Origin of the sequence: Streptomyces sp. NPDC048416 (genome assembly GCF_043200435.1) — a bacterium.
Taxonomy (GTDB): Bacteria; Actinomycetota; Actinomycetes; order Streptomycetales; family Streptomycetaceae; genus Streptomyces.
In genome coordinates this window covers 274,467-294,306 of the sequence record NZ_JBICXU010000002.1, presented here as the reverse complement: position 1 = coordinate 294,306, position 19,840 = coordinate 274,467, and the positions used below count along the sequence as shown (strand labels likewise).

The 19,840-nt window shown below is 68.4% G+C and carries 15 protein-coding genes; 3 read left to right on the top strand and 12 right to left on the bottom strand.

The genetic code is table 11. From position 1 onward, the window contains the following. The first annotated feature begins 13 nt into the window (after nucleotides 1–13). Nucleotides 14–1,144 carry an ABC transporter ATP-binding protein gene (locus tag ACGFW5_RS04105; protein ID WP_393832600.1) on the top strand — a complete coding sequence of 377 codons (1,131 nt, stop codon included), beginning with the start codon at nucleotides 14–16 and terminating at the stop codon, nucleotides 1,142–1,144. A 525-nt stretch (nucleotides 1,145–1,669) separates the two neighbouring features. Here the strand turns inward: ACGFW5_RS04105 and ACGFW5_RS04100 are convergent. From ACGFW5_RS04100 to ACGFW5_RS04045, 12 genes are all read right to left on the bottom strand, one after another. Then, nucleotides 1,670–2,701, bottom strand: coding sequence for an ABC transporter ATP-binding protein (locus ACGFW5_RS04100; RefSeq protein ID WP_393832599.1), 1,032 nt, complete (start codon nucleotides 2,699–2,701; stop codon nucleotides 1,670–1,672). Next, nucleotides 2,694–3,668: an ABC transporter ATP-binding protein gene (locus tag ACGFW5_RS04095; RefSeq protein ID WP_393832598.1), complete on the bottom strand. Its 975-nt coding sequence runs from the start codon at nucleotides 3,666–3,668 to the stop codon at nucleotides 2,694–2,696. Before ACGFW5_RS04095 ends, ACGFW5_RS04100 begins: the two co-directional genes overlap by 8 nt. An 11-nt stretch (nucleotides 3,669–3,679) precedes the next feature. Next, complete coding sequence (locus ACGFW5_RS04090) at nucleotides 3,680–4,654, bottom strand: ABC transporter permease (RefSeq protein WP_393832597.1); 975 nt, start codon at nucleotides 4,652–4,654, stop codon at nucleotides 3,680–3,682. Then, entirely contained in the window at nucleotides 4,647–5,570 is a 924-nt protein-coding gene (locus ACGFW5_RS04085) for an ABC transporter permease (RefSeq protein ID WP_393832596.1), read from the bottom strand. Before ACGFW5_RS04085 ends, ACGFW5_RS04090 begins: the two co-directional genes overlap by 8 nt. 78 nt (nucleotides 5,571–5,648) lie before the next feature. Beyond that, nucleotides 5,649–7,277, bottom strand: coding sequence for an ABC transporter substrate-binding protein (locus ACGFW5_RS04080; RefSeq protein ID WP_393832595.1), 1,629 nt, complete (start codon nucleotides 7,275–7,277; stop codon nucleotides 5,649–5,651). Nucleotides 7,278–7,437: 160 nt separating this feature from the next. After that, nucleotides 7,438–8,574, bottom strand: coding sequence for an ABC transporter ATP-binding protein (locus ACGFW5_RS04075; protein ID WP_393832594.1), 1,137 nt, complete (start codon nucleotides 8,572–8,574; stop codon nucleotides 7,438–7,440). Further along, nucleotides 8,567–9,625, bottom strand: coding sequence for an ABC transporter ATP-binding protein (locus ACGFW5_RS04070; protein ID WP_393832593.1), 1,059 nt, complete (start codon nucleotides 9,623–9,625; stop codon nucleotides 8,567–8,569). Before ACGFW5_RS04070 ends, ACGFW5_RS04075 begins: the two co-directional genes overlap by 8 nt. A gap of 13 nt (nucleotides 9,626–9,638) precedes the next feature. After that, nucleotides 9,639–10,583, bottom strand: coding sequence for an ABC transporter permease (locus ACGFW5_RS04065; RefSeq protein ID WP_393832592.1), 945 nt, complete (start codon nucleotides 10,581–10,583; stop codon nucleotides 9,639–9,641). Next, entirely contained in the window at nucleotides 10,576–11,490 is a 915-nt protein-coding gene (locus ACGFW5_RS04060) for an ABC transporter permease (RefSeq protein WP_393832591.1), read from the bottom strand. Before ACGFW5_RS04060 ends, ACGFW5_RS04065 begins: the two co-directional genes overlap by 8 nt. A gap of 164 nt (nucleotides 11,491–11,654) precedes the next feature. Next, nucleotides 11,655–13,286, bottom strand: a complete 1,632-nt coding sequence (locus ACGFW5_RS04055; RefSeq protein ID WP_393832590.1) for an ABC transporter substrate-binding protein — start codon at nucleotides 13,284–13,286, stop codon at nucleotides 11,655–11,657. 502 nt (nucleotides 13,287–13,788) lie between these two features. After that, on the bottom strand, nucleotides 13,789–15,699 hold the full coding sequence (gene typA, locus ACGFW5_RS04050) for a translational GTPase TypA (protein WP_393832589.1): 1,911 nt from the start codon (nucleotides 15,697–15,699) through the stop codon (nucleotides 13,789–13,791). Nucleotides 15,700–16,000: 301 nt separating this feature from the next. Next, nucleotides 16,001–18,346 (bottom strand): ABC transporter family substrate-binding protein, encoded by a 2,346-nt coding sequence (locus ACGFW5_RS04045; RefSeq protein ID WP_393832588.1) that lies wholly within the window; start codon nucleotides 18,344–18,346, stop codon nucleotides 16,001–16,003. A 322-nt stretch (nucleotides 18,347–18,668) separates the two neighbouring features. On the opposite strand from ACGFW5_RS04045, the gene ACGFW5_RS04040 reads away from it, so the two are divergent. Both ACGFW5_RS04040 and ACGFW5_RS04035 read left to right on the top strand, forming a co-directional pair. Next, a complete protein-coding gene (locus ACGFW5_RS04040; RefSeq protein WP_393832587.1) occupies nucleotides 18,669–18,965 on the top strand; it encodes a hypothetical protein in 297 nt (98 codons plus the stop codon). Between the two features lie 33 nt (nucleotides 18,966–18,998). Continuing rightward, nucleotides 18,999–19,829 (top strand): hypothetical protein, encoded by an 831-nt coding sequence (locus tag ACGFW5_RS04035; protein WP_393832586.1) that lies wholly within the window; start codon nucleotides 18,999–19,001, stop codon nucleotides 19,827–19,829. Nucleotides 19,830–19,840 lie beyond the last annotated feature (11 nt).

The following is a 19,840-nucleotide window of genomic DNA, read 5'->3' as shown; positions in this document are numbered from 1 at the left end:
GCGGGACATCGTCATGAGTGAGAAAACCACCAGTGTCGCCGAGTCCCCGGCCGCGTCCGCCGGGTCCGGCGACACGACCCCGCTGCTTGAGGTGAACGGGCTCGCCAAGTACTTCCCGATCACCATGGGGTCCTTCTTCAAGCGGCACGTCGGCGACGTGCGCGCCGTGGACGGGGTCGACTTCCAGATCGGGCGGGGCCAGACCCTCGGCCTCGTCGGGGAGTCGGGCTGCGGCAAGTCGACGACCGGGCGGCTGATCACCCGGCTCCTGGAACCCACCGGGGGCCGGGTCGTCTACGCAGGCCAGGACATCACGCACGCCTCGCGCCGGGCGCTCGCCCCGATCAGGTCCGAGATCCAGATGATCTTCCAGGACCCGTACGCGTCCCTGAACCCGCGCCAGACGGTCGGTGACATCATCGCCAACCCGATGGTCGTCAACGGCATCAAACCGGCCGGCGGCATCGAGCGGCGGGTCCGCGAGCTCCTGGAGACCGTCGGCCTGAACCCGGAGCACTACAACCGCTTCCCGCACGAGTTCTCCGGCGGTCAGCGTCAACGCATCGGTGTGGCACGGGCGTTGGGCATGGGCCCCAAGCTGATCGTGGCCGACGAGCCCGTATCGGCGCTCGACGTGTCCATCCAGGCGCAGGTGGTCAACCTGCTCCAGGAACTCCAGCGGGAGCTGGACATCGCGTTCCTCTTCATCGCCCACGACCTGGCGATCGTGCGGCACTTCTCGCAACGGGTCGCGGTCATGTACCTGGGCCGGATCGTCGAGGTCGGCGACCGCGAGTCGATCTACCGGCGCCCCCGCCACCCGTACACCCACGCCCTGCTCTCGGCCGTGCCGGAGGCCGTCGTGGAGGAGGAGGGCGAGGGCCGCGAGCGGATCCGCCTCGCGGGCGACGTGCCGTCGCCGGTCAACCCGCCGTCCGGCTGCCGCTTCCGCACCCGCTGCTGGAAGGCGCAGGACAAGTGCGCCGCGGAGACGCCTCCGCTGGTGCGCATCGAAGGCAACCGGGAGGGGCACCTGACCGCGTGCCACTTCCCGGAGGAACCGACGGTCGCGGCCCGGGACGAGGACGTGGTCCTCGACCCGGCGCTGGTCGCGATCGAGGAGGCGACGGACACCGCCCGTTGACCCGAGTTCGTCGAGCCTCCGCTCGGAGGGCCCGGGTCCGCGCCCGCACACCCCGCCCCACCGCGGCCGCGGACCCGGCGCCCGACCCCGCCCGTTTGCGCAGTTCCCCGCGCCCCTTCAGTGCCCGCCTGCGGACCGTGCGGGGTTGCTCGCGCAGTTCCCCGCGCCCCTTCAGTGCCCGCCTGCGGACCGTGCTGGCCCACTCGCGCAGTTCCCCGCGCCCCTGGGGGGCCGGCTCCGGCCTTCGTGTGCGGACCGTGCGGGGTTGCTCGCGCAGTTCCCCGCGCCCCTGGGGGGCTGCCCCGTCCTTCGTGTGCGGGTCGTGCGGGGTTGCTCGCGTAGTTCCTCGCGCCCCTTGGGGGGGGCCGGCTCCGGCCTTCGTGTGCGGACCGTGCGGGGTTGCTCGCGCAGTTCCTCGCGCCCCTTCAGTGCCTGCCTGCGGACCGTGCGGGGTTGCTCGCGCAGTTCCTCGCGCCCCTGCAATGGTTAGCCTGCGGCCCCCGCCGGGGCGCGGGCGGACCGGGCTCAGTCCGTCGGTGGTACCACCCGTTTCTCCTCCGCGAAGTGGCACGCGGACGGGTGCCGGGCCGGGCCGGAGGTCAGGCGGAACTCGGCCGGGACCGCGAGCAGGGGCACTTCCTGCGCGCACCGCTCCCGCGCCTTCCAGCAGCGGGTGCGGAAGCGGCACCCCGAGGGCGGGTTCGCGGGCGAGGGCACGTCGCCGGTGAGGATGATGCGCTCGCGGCGCTCGCGCGCCGAGGGGTCCGGCACCGGCACCGCGGAGAGCAGCGCCTGGGTGTAGGGGTGGGTGGGGTGGTCGTAGATCTCCTCGTCCCGGCCGATCTCCACGATCCGGCCCAGGTACATCACGCCGACCCGGTCGGAGATGTGCCGCACGATGGACAGGTCGTGGGCGATGAAGACGTAGCTGAGGGAGAACTCGCTCTGGAGACGGTCCAGGAGGTTGACGACCTGGGCCTGCACCGAGACGTCCAGCGCGGAGACCGGCTCGTCCGCGACGATGATCTCGGGCCGCAGAGCCAACCCCCGTGCGATGCCGATGCGTTGACGCTGGCCGCCGCTGAACTGGTGGGGGTAGCGGTTGATGTACTCGGGGTTGAGCCCGACCACGTCGAGCAGGTCCTGGACCTTGGTGCGGCGGTTGCCCTTCGGGGCGACCTCGGGGTGGATCTCGTACGGCTCCCCGATGATGTCGCCGACCGTCATGCGCGGGTTGAGCGAGGTGTACGGGTCCTGGAAGACCATCTGGATGTTGCGGCGCACGGCCTTGAGGGCCCGCCCCGACATGGACGTGATGTCCTCGCCCTTGTACCTGATCTGTCCGGCCGTCGGCCGCTCCAGGTTGACCAGCATCTTGGCGACCGTCGACTTGCCGCAGCCCGACTCTCCGACGATGCCGAGCGTTTCGCCCGCGGCGAGGTCGAAGGAGACCCCGTCGACCGCCTTGACCGCGCCGATCTGCTTCCTGAAGAGGATGCCCTGGGTCAGCGGATAGTGCTTGACCAGGTCCCTCACCTCCAAAATGGCCTCAGCCATCGAGGGTCTCCTTCCAGAAGAAGCACGCGCTCTGCCGGTCGGGCGCCACGTCGAACAGGGGCGGCACCTCGGTGCGGCAGATGTCCTGGGCCATGGGGCAGCGCGGGTTGAAGGCGCAGCCCGGCGGGATGTGCATCAGGTTGGGCGGCAGACCCTTGATCGCGTACAGCTCCTGGCCCTTCTGGTCCAGGCGCGGGATCGATTCGAGCAGGCCCTTGGTGTAGGGGTGGGCGGGGGCCCGGTAGATCTCGTGCACCGGGGCCTGCTCGACGATCCGGCCCGCGTACATGACGGCGATCTTGTCCGCGACGTCGGCGACCACGCCGAGGTCGTGGGTGATCAGGATGAGCCCCATGTTCAGCTCGCGCCTCAACTCGGCGAGCAGGTCCATGACTTGGGCCTGCACGGTGACGTCGAGCGCGGTGGTCGGCTCGTCCGCGATGATGAGCGAGGGTTCCAGGGCCATCGCCATCGCGATCATGATGCGCTGGCGCATGCCGCCGGAGAACTGGTGGGGGTACTGGCCGACGCGTTCCTTCGCGGCCGGGATGCGGACCCGGTCCATGAGTTCGACCGCCTTGGCCCTGCCGTCCTTGCGGGACAGGCCCCGGTGGACGGTGAACATCTCCGAGAGCTGGTCGCCGACGCTGAGCACCGGGTTCAGCGAGGACAGCGCGTCCTGGAAGATCATGGCCATCTCGGAGCCGCGGATCTTGCGCCGCTCGTCCTCCTTCACCGTGAGGAGGTCCGTGCCCTTGAAGACGATCTCGCCGCCGGCGATCCGCCCGGGCGGCATGTCCAGGATCCCCATCACGGCCTGCGCGGTGACGGACTTGCCCGAGCCCGACTCGCCGAGCACGGCAAGCGTCTCGCCCGCCTCCACCGCGTAGGTGACCCCGTTGACGGCCTTGGCGACGCCGTCCCTGGTCCTGAACTCCACCTGGAGGTCGCGTACTTCCAGCAGCATGACGGGGCTCCTCACCGCAGCTTGGGGTCGAGGGCGTCGCGCACCGCGTCGCCGAGCATGATGAACGCGAGCACCGTCAGGGCCAGCGCACCGGCCGGCCAGAGCATCATGTGCGGGGCGTTGCGGATGTACTGCGAGGCGGACGAGATGTCGATGCCCCAGGAGACGGTGGGCGGCTTCAGGCCGACGCCGAGGTAGGAGAGCGTCGCCTCAAGGGCGATGTACGTACCGAGCGCGATGGTCGCCACGACGATGACCGGGGCGACCGCGTTGGGCGTGATGTGGCGCAGCAGCATGCGGGAGTTGGAGGCGCCGAGCGCGCGGGCGGCCTGGACGTAGTCGTTCTGCTTGGCGGTGATGACGGAGCCGCGGGCGATGCGGGCGATCTGCGGCCAGCCGAGCAGGATCATGAAGCCGATGACCGGCCAGACGGTGGAGGAGGTGACCACCGAGAGGAAGACCAGGCCGCCCAGGACCACCGGGATGCCGAAGAAGATGTCGGTGACGCGGGAGAGCAGCGCGTCCCAGCCGCCGCCGAAGAACCCGGCGAGCCCACCCACGAACGAGCCGAACAGGGCGACGCCGATGGTGGTGCACACGCCGACGGTGACCGAGGTGCGCGCGCCGTAGACCGTACGCGTGTAGACGTCGCAGCCCTGCCCGTTGAAGCCGAAGGGGTGTCCTGGCTGGGAGCCCTCCTGCGCCTTGGCGAGGTCGCACTGGAGGGGGTTGCCGCTCGCGATCAGGGAGGGCCACAGCGAGATGACGACCAGGAAGAGGATGACGAGGCCCGAGATGATGAAGACGGGGTTGCGCCGCAGGTCGCGCCAGGCGTCCGACCAGAGCGAGCGTGGCCTCTCCGCTGGGCCGGTGCCCCGCGGTCCGCCCGGGGTGCGCTCAAGGGTCGTCGCCTCGCTCGCCGCGAGGTCCATCGCCCCGCCGGCCCCCGTGCCGGCGATCGCTCCTTCGTCGAACGGCTCAGGCATAGCGGATCCTCGGGTCGAGTACGGCGTACAGGAGGTCGACGATGAGGTTGGCGACCAGGAAGACCAGCACGAGCACCGTCACGAAGCCGACCACGGTCTGGGTGCTCTGGCGCAGAATGCCCTGGTAGAGCTGGTAGCCGACGCCGTGGATGTTGAAGATCCGCTCGGTGACGATGGCCCCGCCCATCAGGGCGCCGACGTCGGTGCCGATGAAGGTGACCACGGGGATCAGGGAGTTGCGCAGCAGGTGCCGGGTGATCACGCGGCGCCTCGGCAGCCCCTTGGCGACGGCGGTGCGGACGTAGTCGGCGCGGGAGTTCTCGGCGATCGAGGTCCGGGTGAGCCGGGTGACGTAGGCCAGCGACACGGAGGCGAGCACGAGCCCGGGGATGAGAAGTTCGTCGAAGGGCGCCTCCGGCGACACGGTGGGCCTGACGACCCCCCATTCGACGCCGAGCAGCAGTTGCAGCAGCAGTCCCGTGACGAACACCGGGATGGCGATCACGATGAGGGTCAGCATCAGGACGACGGTGTCGACGGGCCGGCCGCGCCGAAGGCCGGTGACCACGCCGAGGCTGATGCCGATGACGATCTCGAAGACGATCGCCACGATGGTGAGCCGGATGGTGACGGGGAAGGCGGCGGACATCAGCTCGGTGACCTTCTGCCCGTTGAACGCGGTCCCGAAGTCGCCGGTGAACACGTTCCCCATGTACGTCAGGTACTGCTGCCACACCGGCTTGTCGAGCCCGAACTCCTTCGCGAGCTGCGCGGCGGTCGCGGGGTCGCACGCCTTGTCGCCGCAGAGGCCGGCGATCGGATCCCCCATCACGTTGACCATGAGGAAGATCAGCAGGGTGGCGCCGAAGAAGACCGGGATCATCTGGAGCAGACGCCGGATCACATACCGTCCCATGAGCCCTCCGGGGTTCTCGGACCTCTCAACGGCCGTGGCCCGGCGCCGCGTTGAGCGCCGGGCCGCGCGCCTACGGCGTCAGCTGACCTTGATCTGGTCGTAGACCGGGACGCTGAAGGGGTTCAGCGAGACGTGGGAGACGCGGTCCGAGTAGCCCGCGCTGCCGTTCTGGTACCAGAGCGGAATGGCCGCCATCTGGTCCCGTACGACCCCTTCGGCCTGCTGGAAGTCGGCGATCGCCTTCGCCTTGTCGGTGTCGGCGTTGGCCTGGTCGACCAGCTTGTCGAAATCGGCGTTGGTCCACTTGCCGTCGTTGGACGAGGCGCCGGTGTAGTACAGCGGCTGGAGGAAGTTCTGGATCAGCGGGTAGTCCATCTGCCAGCCCGCACGGAAGGGGCCGCTCATCTTGGACTGGGTGATCTGGCTGCGGAAGTCGGCGAAGGTGCCGACCGGGCCGCCGACGCACGCCTTGTCGTTGCCGAGCGCGTTGTTGATGCTGTTGCAGACGGCGTCCACCCACTCCTTGTGCGAGCCGGTGTCCGCGTTGTAGGCGATCTTCAGCTGGCCGCCGGGGATCCCGCCGCCCTCGGTGATGAGCTTCTTGGCCTCGGCCGGGTTGTAGTCGCAGCCGTCCCCGCAGAGCCCGGCCTTGTAGCCGCCGGCCTCGCCGAGCACGGGTGAGGTCCAGTCGGTGGCGGGGGTGCGGGTCTTCTGGAAGATGGTGTCGGTGATCTGCTTGCGGTTGATCGCCATCGAGATGCCCTTGCGGACCTTGGCCGCGTCCGGGGTGTTCCAGGCCGCGTCGTAGTACGGGAAGGCGAGGGTCTGGATGATGCCGGCCGGGGTGTTGATGTACCGGTCGCCGAGGTCGGCCTTGACGTTCTTGAGCTGGGAGGCGGGCACGTCGTCGACGAGGTCGAGGTTGCCGGCCGTCAGATCGGTGTAGGCGGTGTTGTTGTCGGTGTAGACCTTGAGGTCGATGCCGCCGTTCTGCGCCTTGTCCGCGCCCATGTACCCGGCCCACTTGCGCATCGAGAGCTTGGAGCCCTTGGTGTACGAGTCCACCGTGTACGGGCCGTTGCCGACGGGCTTGGACAGCCACGCCGCGTGGTTGTCGAAGAACGCCCGGGGCAGCGGCGCGAACGCGGGGTAGCCGAGGGTGTCGGGCCAGGTGGAGAACTTCTGGTTGAGCTTGACCGTGAAGGTCTTGTCGTCGACGACCTTGAGCCCGGACAGGGTGTCGGACTTCGCGCTGCCGCTCTTGGGGTGGATCTGGTCGTACCCGTCGATGTAGGAGAACATCGAGGCGTTCTTCTGGTTGTTCTTCAGGTTGGCGCCGTAGTTCCAGGCGTCCACGAAGGACTTGGCGGTGACCTTCTCGCCGTTGGAGAACGTCCAGCCGTCCTTGAGGGTAACCGTGAAGTTCTGCGAGTCCGATGTGTCGATCTTCTCGGCGAGCATGTTCTGGGCCGCGCCGGTCTTCGGGTCGTACCGCTTGAGCCCGCGCATCAGCATGTCGAGGACCTTGCCGCCCTGCACCTCGTTGGTGTTGGCCGGCTCAAGGGGGTTCTGCGGATCGCCCCAGGAGGAACTGACGATCCCGTCGGCACCTCCGGCGCCGCCGCCGCCTCCGCCACCGCAGGCCGTCGCCGCCAGGGCTACGACCACCGCACCTGCGGCCCACTTGGCGTGCGTGGCTCCGCGCATGGAGTCCTCCTAGAGTCCCACTGGGGTCCAAGTCTCACTTAGGCCCACATATCACCCCAGAATCATGCGTACCGCACCTTTACCGGCGCCGTACGGGCGCACAAACGGGTGGGCCCGCGGTTCCGGTCAGGAACCGCGGGCCCACCCGTGCGGAGATGCGTCAGGCCGCGCCGACGACGTCCTTCTCCTCGGCGAAGTGACACGCCGACTCGTGCGCCACCGGGCTGTCGAGGCCCTGGAACCGCTCGGGGATCGCGAGCAGCGGGAGCTCGGTCGCACAGCGGTCCTGCGCCTTCCAGCACCGGGTGCGGAAGCGGCAGCCCGACGGCGGGTTGGCCGGCGAGGGGACGTCACCGGTGAGGATGATCCGCTCGCGGTGCTCGCGCGCGTCCGGGTCGGGGACCGGGACGGCGGAGAGCAGTGCCTGGGTGTACGGGTGCGTCGGGTGCTCGTAGATCTGCTCGTCGGTGCCGATCTCGGCCATCTTGCCGAGGTACATCACGCCGACCCGGTCGGAGATGTGCCGGACGATGGACAGGTCGTGCGCGATGAAGAGGTAGGAGAGGTTGAACTCGTCCTGGAGCTTCCCCATCAGGTTGATGACCTGCGCCTGCACGGACACGTCCAGGGCGGAGACCGGCTCGTCGCAGATGATGATCTCGGGGTTGAGGGCCAGGCCGCGGGCGATGCCGATGCGCTGGCGCTGACCGCCGGAGAACTGGTGCGGGTACCGGTTGATGTACTCCGGGTTCAGACCCACGACGTCCAGGAGCTCCTGGACCTTGCGCCGCCGCTCGCCCTTCGGGGCCACCTCGGGGTGGATGTCGAAGGGCTCCCCGATGATGTCGCCGACCGTCATGCGCGGGTTCAGCGAGGTGTACGGGTCCTGGAACACCATCTGGATGTTGCGGCGGACCGCCTTCAGCGCGCGCCCGGACAGCTTGGTGATGTCCTGGCCCTTGTAGAAGACCTCACCGGCGGTGGCCTGCTCCAGGGTCATCAGGAGCTTGGCGACGGTCGACTTGCCGCAGCCGGACTCACCGACGATGCCAAGGGTCTCGCCCTTGTACAGGTCGAAGGAGATCCCGTCGACGGCCTTGACGGCGCCGACGTGCTTCTTGACGAGGATGCCGCTGGTCAACGGGAAGTGCTTGACCAGGTTGCGCACCTGGAGGATCGGCTCGCCCCGGTCGGCCGGAGCGTCCAGGATGGCCTCGACCTCGGAGGTCGTGGAGGCGTCGTGCTGTACGACGTCGGTGACGTTCGGGGTCTCGTCCGTCTTCTTGAGCTCAGCCATCGATCGTCTCCTTCCAGAAGTGGCAGGCGCTGCCGCGGCCGGTCAGCTCGGTGCCGTCCCGCTCGGTGACCGGGAGCAGCGCCGGGATGTCGGTGCGGCAGATGTCCTGCGCCATGGTGCACCGCGGGTTGAAGGCACAACCCGAGGGAACCTTCAGGAGGTTGGGCGGCAGGCCCTTGATCGCGAAGAGTTCCTGGCCCTTCTGGTCAAGGCGCGGGATCGAGGCGAGGAGTCCCTTGGTGTACGGGTGCGCGGGGCGCTTGTAGATCTCGTGCACCGGGGCCTGCTCGACGATCCGGCCCGCGTACATGACCGCGATCTTGTCCGCGACGTCGGCGACCACGCCGAGGTCGTGGGTGATCAGGATCAGGCCCATGTTGTACTCGCGCTGCAACTCCGCGAGCAGGTCCATGACCTGGGCCTGGACGGTCACGTCGAGCGCCGTGGTGGGCTCGTCCGCGATGATCAGGTCCGGTTCCAGGGCGAGCGCCATGGCGATCATGATGCGCTGGCGCATGCCGCCGGAGAACTGGTGCGGGTAGTCGTCGACCCGGGCCGAGGCGGCGGGGATCTTGACCCGGTCCATCAGCTCGATGGCCCTGGCCTTGGCGTCCTTCTTGGAGAGGCCCTGGTGCACCCGGAACATCTCGCCCAGCTGGTAGCCCACGCTGAGCACGGGGTTGAGCGAGGAGAGCGCGTCCTGGAAGATCATCGCGATCTTCTGGCCGCGGATCTTGCGGCGCTCCTCGCCGGACATCTTGAGCATGTCCTCGCCGCGGAAAAGGATCTCGCCCTGCGGGATCACACCCGGCGGCATGTCCAGGATGCCCATGATCGCCTGCGCGGTCACGGACTTGCCGGAGCCGGACTCGCCGAGGACGGCGAGGGTTTCGCCGGCGTTCACCGAGTAGTTGACGCCGTTGACCGCCTTGGCCACGCCCTCACGGGTGTGGAACTCCACGTGCAGGTCGCGGACTTCGAGCAGCGGACCCTGGTGGCTTTCCTCGCCTCGGGGGGCCGGGATGGTGGCGGTGTTGTCAATGATGCTCACGTCTATGCCCTCCTCAGCGCATCTTCGGGTCGAGGGCGTTGCGGACCGCTTCGCCGAGCATGATGAAGGCCAGCACGGTGATGCTGAGCATGATCGACGGGTACAGCATGATGTGCTGCGCCGTACGGATCTGCGCGATGCCGCCGGAGATGTCCACACCCCACGAGATGGCGGGGGCCGACAGGCCGAGTCCCAGGTAGGACAGGGTCGCCTCGGCCGAGATGAAGACACCGAGCGAGATGGTCGAGACCACGATCACCGGAGCCATCGCGTTCGGCAGGATGTGCCGGAACAGGATCCGGGGGGTGGACGCGCCCAGCGCCTTGGCGGCGTGCACGTAGTCCGACTGCTTGATGGTCAGCACCGCGCCGCGCATGACGCGGGCGGTCTGGGTCCAGCCGAGGAACGCCAGCGACAGCGACACCACCCACACCGAGCGGGAGGTGAAGGACTGGAGGACGACCATCGAACCGAGCAGGAAGGGGATGCCGAAGAACACGTTGGTCACGAAGCCGGAGAGCAGCGCGTCCAGCCAGCCGCCGAAGTAGCCGGCGATCAGTCCGACGAGCCCGCCGATTACGGTCACCAGCAGGGTCACGGAGATGCCGACGATGATCGAGGCACGGGTGCCGTGGATCAGACGGGCGTACACGCTGCGGCCCTGGCCGTCGTAGCCGAGCCATTCGCCCGAGCCGACCTTGCTGAGCTCCGGCTTGCCGAGGTAGTGGTGCACCAGGTCGCCCGTGGTGGGCGACACGTCGGTGAACAGCGTCGGGAACGCGGCGATGATCAGCAGCAGCAGGATCAGCACGGACGACACGATGAAGTACGGGTTGCGCCGCAGGTCGGCCCAGGCGTCGCCCCAGAGGCTGCGTGCCTTCTCGGGCTTCGCGGCGGGCGGCGGGATGGCGGGCCCGGCCTCGTCGGCCTCCGGAGCGGTCTTGATCAGGTCAGGCATAACGGATCCTCGGGTCCAGGACCGCGTACAGCAGGTCGACGATCAGAGCCATGACGAGGTAGACGATCACGAGGATGGTCACCAGGCCGACGAGGGTGGTGCCCTCGCGCCGGGCGATCGACTCGTAGATGGTTCCACCGATGCCGTGGATGTTGAAGATGCTCTCGGTGACGATGGCGCCGCCCATCAGCGCGCCGAGGTCGGTGCCGAGGAAGGTGACGACCGGGACGAGCGAGTTGCGCATCAGGTGGACGCCGATGACGCGCCGCCGGGGCAGACCCTTGGCGACCGCCGTGCGCATGTAGTCGGCGCGCAGGTTCTCGGCCATCGAGGTCCGGGTGAGCCGGACGACATAGGCGAGCGAGAGCGAGCCGAGGACCATGGCGGGCGCGATCAGTTCACTGGTGTTCTCGTCGAGGCTTACGGCCTGGACCCCGAAGACACCGGTGACGATGTTGCCGATCACGAAGACCGGAACCGAGATGATGATCAGCGTGAGGATCAGGATGGCGTTGTCGGCCAGCCGTCCGGCGCGCATGCCCGCGACGATGCCGAGGCCGATGCCGACGACGATCTCGAAGACGAACGCCAGACCCGCCAGACGCAGGGTGACGGGGAAGGCGCTGCCCAGGATGTCGGTGACCGGGCGCCCGCTGGCGATCTGGTTGCCGAAGTCGAAGTGCAGCACGATGCCGGACATGTAGTCCCAGTACTGCTTCAGGACGGGTTGATCAAGACCGAGGTCATGTCTGATCTTCGCGACGGTGCTCGGGTCGGCGGCCTTGTCGCCGAACAGCGCCGCCACGGGGTCGCCGGGCAGCGTGTAGACCATGAGGAAGATCAGCAGAGTTGTCCCGAGGAAGACCGGGATCATCTGGAGCAGTCGTCGTGCGACATAGCGCCCCATCGTGCCTCCATAGAAGTGGCAGCGGCAGCCCACGGGCCCTTCCCGCGGCCTGTGCCGAGCGGCGCAGGGGATCATGGAAGGGCCCGGGCCACAGCGTACGGCCAGGTGCGGGACCGGATGTGCGAGTCGCGGTCCCGCACCGCGTGCGAACTACGCTTCGGTGATTACTTCTTGTGAACCTGGACGTCCGTCAGGACCGGGTCACCCTGCTGGTTGTAGTCGACGCCGGAGACCGACTGCGAGTAACCGGCGTTGACCTTGTAGTACCAGAGCGGGATCGACGGCATGTAGTTGACCAGGTCCTTCTCGATGGCCTGGTACTGCTTCACCGAGTCGTCCAGGGAAGCCGCGGAGTCCGCCTTGGCGATCTTCGCGTCGAGGTCCTTGTTGGAGAACCCGCCCTGGTTGCCGCCGGCGTCCGTACGGAACAGGTCAGAGATGAAGTTCGCGTTCACCGGGTAGTCGAGCACCCAGCCGGAGCGGTACATCGACTTGACCGTCTTGTTGTTGCGGGCCTGGTTGTCGGCCTGGAAGTCGGGCTTGCTGTCGCCCGTGCACTTGACGCCGGTGGCCTGGGTGATGCTGTTGCAGACAGCCTCGACCCACTCCTTGTGTCCGCCGTCCGCGTTGTACTGGATGGTGACCTCGTTGCCGGGGACGCCACCGCCGTCCGCGATGAGCTGCTTGGCCTTGGCCGGGTCGAACTTGGTGATGTCACCGGCGGCGTCGGGCTGGTAGCCCAGAACGCCCTTGGCGACCCAGCCGGTTGCGGGCTCACGCGTGCCGTTGAGCACGGTCTTGGTGATCGTGTTCCGGTCGATCGCCATCGAAAGGCCCTGGAGCACCTTCGGGTTGGCGGTCTTCCACTGGTCCTTGTAGAACGCGAACGCGATCGTCTGGATGGCCGAGTACGGCTTGTCCACGGCGCGGTCGCCGAGGTCCTGACGGTACTTCGGCAGGTCCTTCGGGCCGATCTGGCGCAGCACGTCGACGTTGCCGGCCTTCAGGTCCTGGTAGGCGACCTCAAGGGTGGTGTAGTTCTTGAAGATCACACCACCGTTCTTCGCCTTGTCCGGACCCTTGTAGTCGTCGTAGCGGACGACCTTGATCTGCTTCTTGTGGTCCCAGCTCTCGAACTTGTAGGGACCGTTGCCGATCGGGTGCTCGCCCGCGGCCTTCGGGTCCTTGAAGAACGAGTCGGGCAGCGGCGAGTAGGCCGTGTAACCCAGCTTGTACGCGAAGTACGGCAGCGGGGCGTTCAGCTCGATGGTGAAGGTGTTGTCGTCGACGACCTTCAGGCCCGACATCGTGTCGGCGGTGGGCTTGGCGCCCTTGTCCGCCGGGTGGACGTCGGTGTAGCCCTTGATCGCGTCGAACCACGACGCGTTGATCTGGGCGTTGTTGACGTTCGCGGCCCAGTTCCACGCCTTGACGTAGGAGTTGGCCGTCACCGGAGTCCCGTCGTGGAACTTCCAGTCCTTCTTGAGCTTGACGGTCCAGAGCTTGCTGTCCGAGCTGGTGACGGACTCGGCGTTGACCATCGTGAGCTTGCCCTGCGCGTCGTAGTCGACGAGCTGGGAGAAGATCGAGTTGACAGCGAGGCTGCCGTTCGACTCCTGCGTGTTCGACGGAACCAGCGTGTGCTCCGGCTCACCGAGCTCCACGGAGAAGATGCCGTTCGGGTCGACTGCCCCCTTGGCCCCGCTGTCGCTCTTACCGCCACCGCCACAGGCGGTCGCAGCCAGGGCGATGATTGCCGCTCCCGCGACCCACTTGGCGCTCGTAGCACCACGCATGGGTTTCCTCCTCATGAGTCCACTTGTCACTACAAGAGAGGCACTTCTACGCGCGCTGACACCCCTGACAGCGCTGGTACGTCAAGTGCCCCGAGTGTGCTCGTGAGTCGGCACTCCCCACAGTGCGTGACCCATTGACCCGAGCTCAATGGAGCCAACTATTAAGTACGGCCGGGCTGTAAACCACACTTAAAGGGTCTCGTTTTGACAACATCAGTACCGGGCAACGGCCCGAAATCCGGACAAAATGAGCACAGACAGACACCCCCGAAACGGACCGTTAACGCATCTTCCGGAGAGCGACGGTCGATATCCGAACAGGGTGCCCCTTAAAACAACTTGACCCTAGAGGACCCCGAGGGCGGTTCGCGAGGCTCTTCCACACTCCTTCACACACCACCACCCGCGCGTGTGCACCCGGCCGTCCAAACCTCTTACGACAACGCCGAAGGCCCGGCTCCGCGGTGGGCGGGGCCGGGCCTTCGGGACTGTGCGGGGTACGTCAGTTCCGCTTGGCGCGGGACGCGGTGCGGCCGCGCTCCTTGGCGTCCAGGACGACCTTGCGGATGCGCACGGCCTCCGGGGTCACCTCGACGCACTCGTCGTCGCGGCAGAACTCCAGGGACTGCTCAAGGGAGAGCTTGCGCGCCGGCACCACGTTCTCGGTGTTGTCGGCGGAAGCGGCACGCATGTTGGTGAGCTTCTTCTCCTTGGTGATGTTCACGTCCATGTCGTCGGCGCGCGAGTTCTCACCGACGATCATGCCCTCGTACACCTCGGTGCCGGGCTCGGTGAACAGCACACCGCGCTCCTGGAGGTTGATCATCGCGAAGGGGGTGACCGAGCCGGCGCGGTCGGCGACGAGCGAACCGTTGTTACGGGTCGTCAGGGTGCCGAACCACGGCTCGTGGCCCTCGTGGATGGAGTGGGCGATACCGGTGCCGCGGGTGTTCGTCAGGAACTCCGTACGGAAGCCGATGAGGCCGCGGGAGGGAACGACGAACTCCATGCGGACCCAGCCGGAGCCGTGGTTGGACATGTTGTCCATGCGGCCCTTGCGGACGCCCATGAGCTGCGTGACCGCGCCCATGTGCTCCTCGGGGACGTCCACCGTCAGGCGCTCGACCGGCTCGTGCGTCTTGCCGTCGACCTGCTTGGTGACCACCTGCGGCTTGCCGATGGTCAGCTCGAAGCCCTCGCGGCGCATCTGCTCGACCAGGATGGCGAGCGCGAGCTCACCACGGCCCTGGACCTCCCAGGCGTCCGGACGCTCGGTGTCGAGCACGCGGAGCGAGACGTTGCCGATGAGCTCGCGGTCCAGGCGGTCCTTGACCTGGCGGGCGGTGACCTTGCGGTCCTTGACATGGGACTTGGCGTCCGCGCCCTTGCCGGTACCACCGCCGCGGCCGACCAGCGGCGAGGTGTTGGTGCCGATGGTCATGGAGATGGCCGGCTGGTCGACCGTGATCAGCGGCAGCGCGATCGGGTTCTCCGGGTCGGCCAGGGTCTCGCCGATCATGATGTCGGGGATGCCCGCGACAGCGCAGATGTCACCGGGACCGGCCACCTCGGCCGGCTTGCGGGTCAGCGCCTCGGTCATCATCAGCTCGGTGATGCGGACGTTGGAGATGGTGCCGTCCCGCTTGATCCACGCGACCGTCTGGCCCTTGCGCAGCTCGCCCTGCTCGACACGGAGCAGCGCGATGCGGCCGAGGAAGTTGTCCGCGTCGAGGTTGGTGACGTGCGCCTGGAGGGGGGCGCTCTCGTCGTACTCGGGGGCCGGGACGCTGGAGAGGATCGTCGAGAAGAACGGCTCCAGGTTCTCGCTGTCGGCCGGGACGGTGCCGTCCTCCGGCTTGGTCAGCGACGCGACGCCGTCACGGGCGCAGGCGTAGACGATCGGGAACTCGATCTGGTCCTCGTCCGCGTCCAGGTCGAGGAAGAGGTCGTACGTCTCGTTGACGACCTCGTCGATCCGCGAGTCGGGACGGTCCGTCTTGTTGATGCACAGGATGACGGGCAGGCGCTGCTGGAGCGCCTTGCGCAGCACGAAGCGGGTCTGCGGCAGCGGGCCCTCGGAGGCGTCCACCAGGAGCACGACCGCGTCCACCATCGACAGGCCGCGCTCGACCTCACCACCGAAGTCGGCGTGGCCGGGGGTGTCGATGATGTTGATGGTGATGACGTCGCCGCCATCCTTGGGGTGGTACTTGACGGCCGTGTTCTTGGCCAGGATCGTGATGCCCTTCTCACGCTCCAGATCGTTGCTGTCCATCATGCGGTCGTCGAGCGACTCGGCGGCGTGCGCGGCGAAGGCGCCGGCCTGCTTGAGCATGGCGTCGACCAGCGTGGTCTTGCCGTGGTCGACGTGGGCGACGATGGCGACGTTACGGATGTCGTGGCGCGTGGGCATACTGACTGGCGCTTCTCTCGATCGTGGGATCAGGCGTCTGACGCGGTCGAGTCCTCGTCCGCCCGCCGGGCAGACAGGCCACGGCTGCCTCCCATGGTACGGGGCGGCCGCGCCGACGGCCTCCCGGGCCGATTCCGGCGATCTTGAGCAGGGCGTCCGCCGGGGTCTGCGACGTGATTGAGCCTGGGTCAGGGGCGTGACCGACCTTGCCCGCCGGCGAGGCCGGCGGGCAAGGGAATTGAGCAGGTTCTGAGCTTGGACTTTCGTCGGCACGCCCCTTCTGACCTGCTGGTTTTCTGTTCTACTTCTTACTGTTGTTCTTGCTGTTCGCCGATCCTTCGTGCGCCGTTTGCGGCTTCTTGAACCCGATGTCCTGGAAGTGCGGGACGGCGAAGCCGAAGGCTCCCGCATTGGCCACGGTCGGTTTCACGGCGACCAGTTGCGGGCGCTGGTACAGCGGGATCGAGCCGGCCGCCGCCCAGATCCTGGCGTCGGCCTTCTGCACGAGGTCGCGGGCCTCGTCCGCGTCCAGCTCGCCGGCCGCCTGGTCGAAGAGCTGGTCGATGTGGTCGGTGCCGACCCGGCTGTAGTTCTGTTCGACGAGCAGCGAACCGTCCGCGGCGGGCTCCGGCTTGGCGTAGATCGGGCGGTCGTCGGTGGCCGGATAGGCGGTGCCGGGCCACGAGTACAGGGCCAGGTCGAAGTCGCCGGACGCGATGTGGTCCTTGAAGTAGCTGTCGTCGGCGACCTTGATGAGCTCGGTGTTGATGCCGACCGTCTTCAGCATGGCCGCGATCTTGTCCCCGACGTCACGCAACGTCTGCGAGCCGGGCCCCGAGGGCAGGACGAAACGCAGGGTGAGCGGCTTGCCGTCCTTGCCGAGCGGCCCGCTGTGGGCGGCGGGCGCCGCGGTGCCCTTGGGGGCGTACGCGCCGGGGGCGCCGCCCTTGTGCCTCGCCTCGGTCTTGGTGTGCTTGTCGGCGCCCTTCTTCTGCTCGGCGGGCTCGGTGTCGAAGACCCGGGCCTGGCTCAGGAGCGCGGCCCGCTGGAGGGCGGCGTCGCGGCCCGGTGCGAGCACGTACGTACCGGACGCGGCCCCGGCGCCCGAGCCGCCGTTCTTGTCGTCGCCGACGATGTAGGTGCCCTCGTCGTTGGGGTGGTCCCCGCTCGCCCGCCGCTTGCCGTCCTCGGACTCCTGCCCGGCCGCGGGCCTGCTACCGGCCTTGGCGGCGTCCTGCTTCGGCTTCTGCCGGGCCCCGTCGGCCGTCCACCCGGCGTCGGCGAGCAGCGCCCGCGCCTCCTGGGTGTCCTGGGTGCCGAGCGCGTCGCTGCTGTCGCTGTAGGCGTCCTGTCCGGCAAGGGCCAGGTGGCTGCCGGGGGGCTGGGCGGGCAGACCGAGCGGTTTCAGGACGGTTTCGGCGATCTCCTTGCGGTTCAGGGCGCGGGCCACCGCGCGCCGGACCCGTTCGTCGGAGAGCGGCCCGGACGCGCCGTTCAGGGCGAGCTGGGTGTAGGCGGGCTCCAGGGTCTTGCGGATGGCGAGGCCGCGCAGGCCGGCCTGCTCCGTGGCGTACTTCTCGACGGCGGCCAGGGTCTCCCTGCGGGCCCGGCGCTCCGCCTCGGCCTTCTCCTCCTCGCCGCTGTGGGCGATGGCCCAGGAGCGCAGCGCGGAGGCCGGCGTGATGGCGGCGCCGGGGCCGTGCGTGACGGCCTGGCCCTTGTCGCGTTCGGCGAGCGTGATGCGCTCGGCGTCCGCGCGGTCGATCTCGGCGATGTCGACGGTGCCCGCCGCGAGCTCTGCGGCCCGCTTGTCGCGCGCCACGGCCGTCAGGACGAGGCTGTCGAGCTTGGCCGGCCGGCCCCACCAGCGCGGGTTGCGTTCCAGGGTGACGGTGCCCCGTGCGCGGTCGGCGTCCTTGAGGGTGAAGGCTCCCGCGGTCGCCTTCAGCTTGGTGCGCGCCCCGTCGTTGAAGGCGTCGGGGGTGCCGGTGACGTCCTTGGGGTAGAGCGGGCTGAAGAGGGAGCGCCAGTCGGCGTACGGCTTGGCGAAGGTGACCTTGACCTCCAGGTCGTTGGCGCCCTTCTCGATCCTCTCGATGCGCTCGTACCCGGCGTTGCGTGCCGTCCAGTACGCCGAGTCCTTGCCGCTCAGGGCGCGCCACTGGGCGACGAAGTCGGGGGCGCCGATCTCCCGGCCGTCGCTCCACACCGCCTTCTGGTTGAGCTTGTACAGCACGACCTGCTTGGGCTCGCGCTTGACGACCTCGGCGGATTCCAGGTAGTCGGGGTTGCGCTGCGGCCGGCCGCGTTCGTCCAGCGTGAACAGCGCGGGCAGCACCGCCTGCGCGACCCGCTGGGTCGTGCTGTCGGCATCGGCCTGGAAGGTGTTGAGCGTTTCGGGCATCGCGTCGACGGCCCACTTCAGGGTGCCCCCGTCGGCGACGTGCGACCGGTCGGCGGCCCCGATGTCCTGGGGTGCGGCGCCTGCCGCGGGGCCGCTGTCGGCGGAGCCGCAGCCGGTCAGCACGGGGAGCGCGAGCACCCCGCTGGTCAGGAGCGCTACGGAACGCGACCGCCAAGAGGCCGCGGTCCGGATCGCCGCGACGATCCGGGGCGCCCTCCCGTTCGGGTCACCGACGTGGGACATGGCTTGTACCTCTTCGTCAGATTTATGGGATTTGATGCCATTTCGCGATGATCACACGTATCCCAGCCACTGAAGAGGACGGCTGCGCCCTTGGGGCCGCGACACGGCGCAGCGGGCCCCGAACCCCACCCGTGCGGCCGAACGCCGTGCGGACCCGGCCGCACCGGACCGCCCGTGTGGCCGACACCCGCTCCCCAGGGGGCGCCCACGGATCGCGCGACCCCACAACCCCGTGCACGCACCTTCACAACCGCGCGGGTGAGGCGCGACACTCTCAGGCGCATGAACATTGCCACCCGCTCCGGCGAAAGGCAGGCAAGTCATGTCCCTGCACGACGAGTTGACGGCCGCCCAGCGCTGCCTCGACGATCTGGTGCGCACCGTCGGACGGCTGGAGAAACAGGTCGGGCACGGCCTGGACATCCGGCGGGTACGGACCGACGCCGACCATCTGCGCGAAAGCCTGGCCCTGCTCCGCGAGGCGGCACCGCCCGGCGGCGCCCCCGCGCGGCCCGACGTGGTCACCATCCCCGACGCCCCCTACGACACCTCGCTCTGGACCGACTCGGACGACGAAGGGCTCGGAAGCACCCGGTCCCGCGGCCGGCGCACCCCCTGACCTCCACGGGCCCTGACCTCCACAGGAGTCACTTTGGCCACAGGTACCCAACCCTCTGCCCCGAGCGGGGACAGCACCGGCGTCCATGACGCCTCACGCGCCGCCATCGCCCCCCGCCACCTGCGCACCGACCGCTGGTGGCTGGCGCCGGCCGTGACCGCCGCGGGGCTGCTCGCCTTCGTCGTCTACTCGACCTGGCGGGCGTTCGCGAACGCGGACTACTACCACGCGCCCTACGTCTCGCCGTTCTACTCCCCGTGCCTCGCGGACAACTGCGCGCCCATGCGGCACGGCCCGAACGCCGACGTCTTCGGCGACTGGTGGGGCCTGTCCCCCGCCCTGCTCATCCTGATCTTCCCGCTCGGCTTCCGGCTGACCTGCTACTACTACCGCAAGGCGTACTACCGGGGCTTCTGGGCCTCACCGCCCGCCTGCGCGGTGGCCGAGCCGCACAAGAAGTACTCCGGCGAGACCCGTTTCCCGCTGATCCTGCAAAACGTCCACCGGTACTTCTTCTACTTCGCGGTCGTGGTCGCCTGCATCCTCACCTACGACACGGTGCTCTCGTTCCGTGACGAGCACTACCGGTGGGGCCACATGGGGCTCGGCAGCCTCCTGTTCCTGATCAACATCGCGCTGATCTGGACGTACACCCTGTCCTGCCACTCCTGCCGGCACATCATCGGCGGCCGGCTGCGGCACTTCTCCACCCACCCGGTGCGCTACCGGCTCTGGGGCTGGGTCGGCAAGCTGAATGCCCGTCACATGCTGCTCGCCTGGGCCTCGTTGATCAGCGTCGCGCTCGCGGACTTCTACGTGTACCTGCTCGCCACCGGGGCGTTCGACGATCCGAGGTTCTTCTAAGTGAAGGCAGC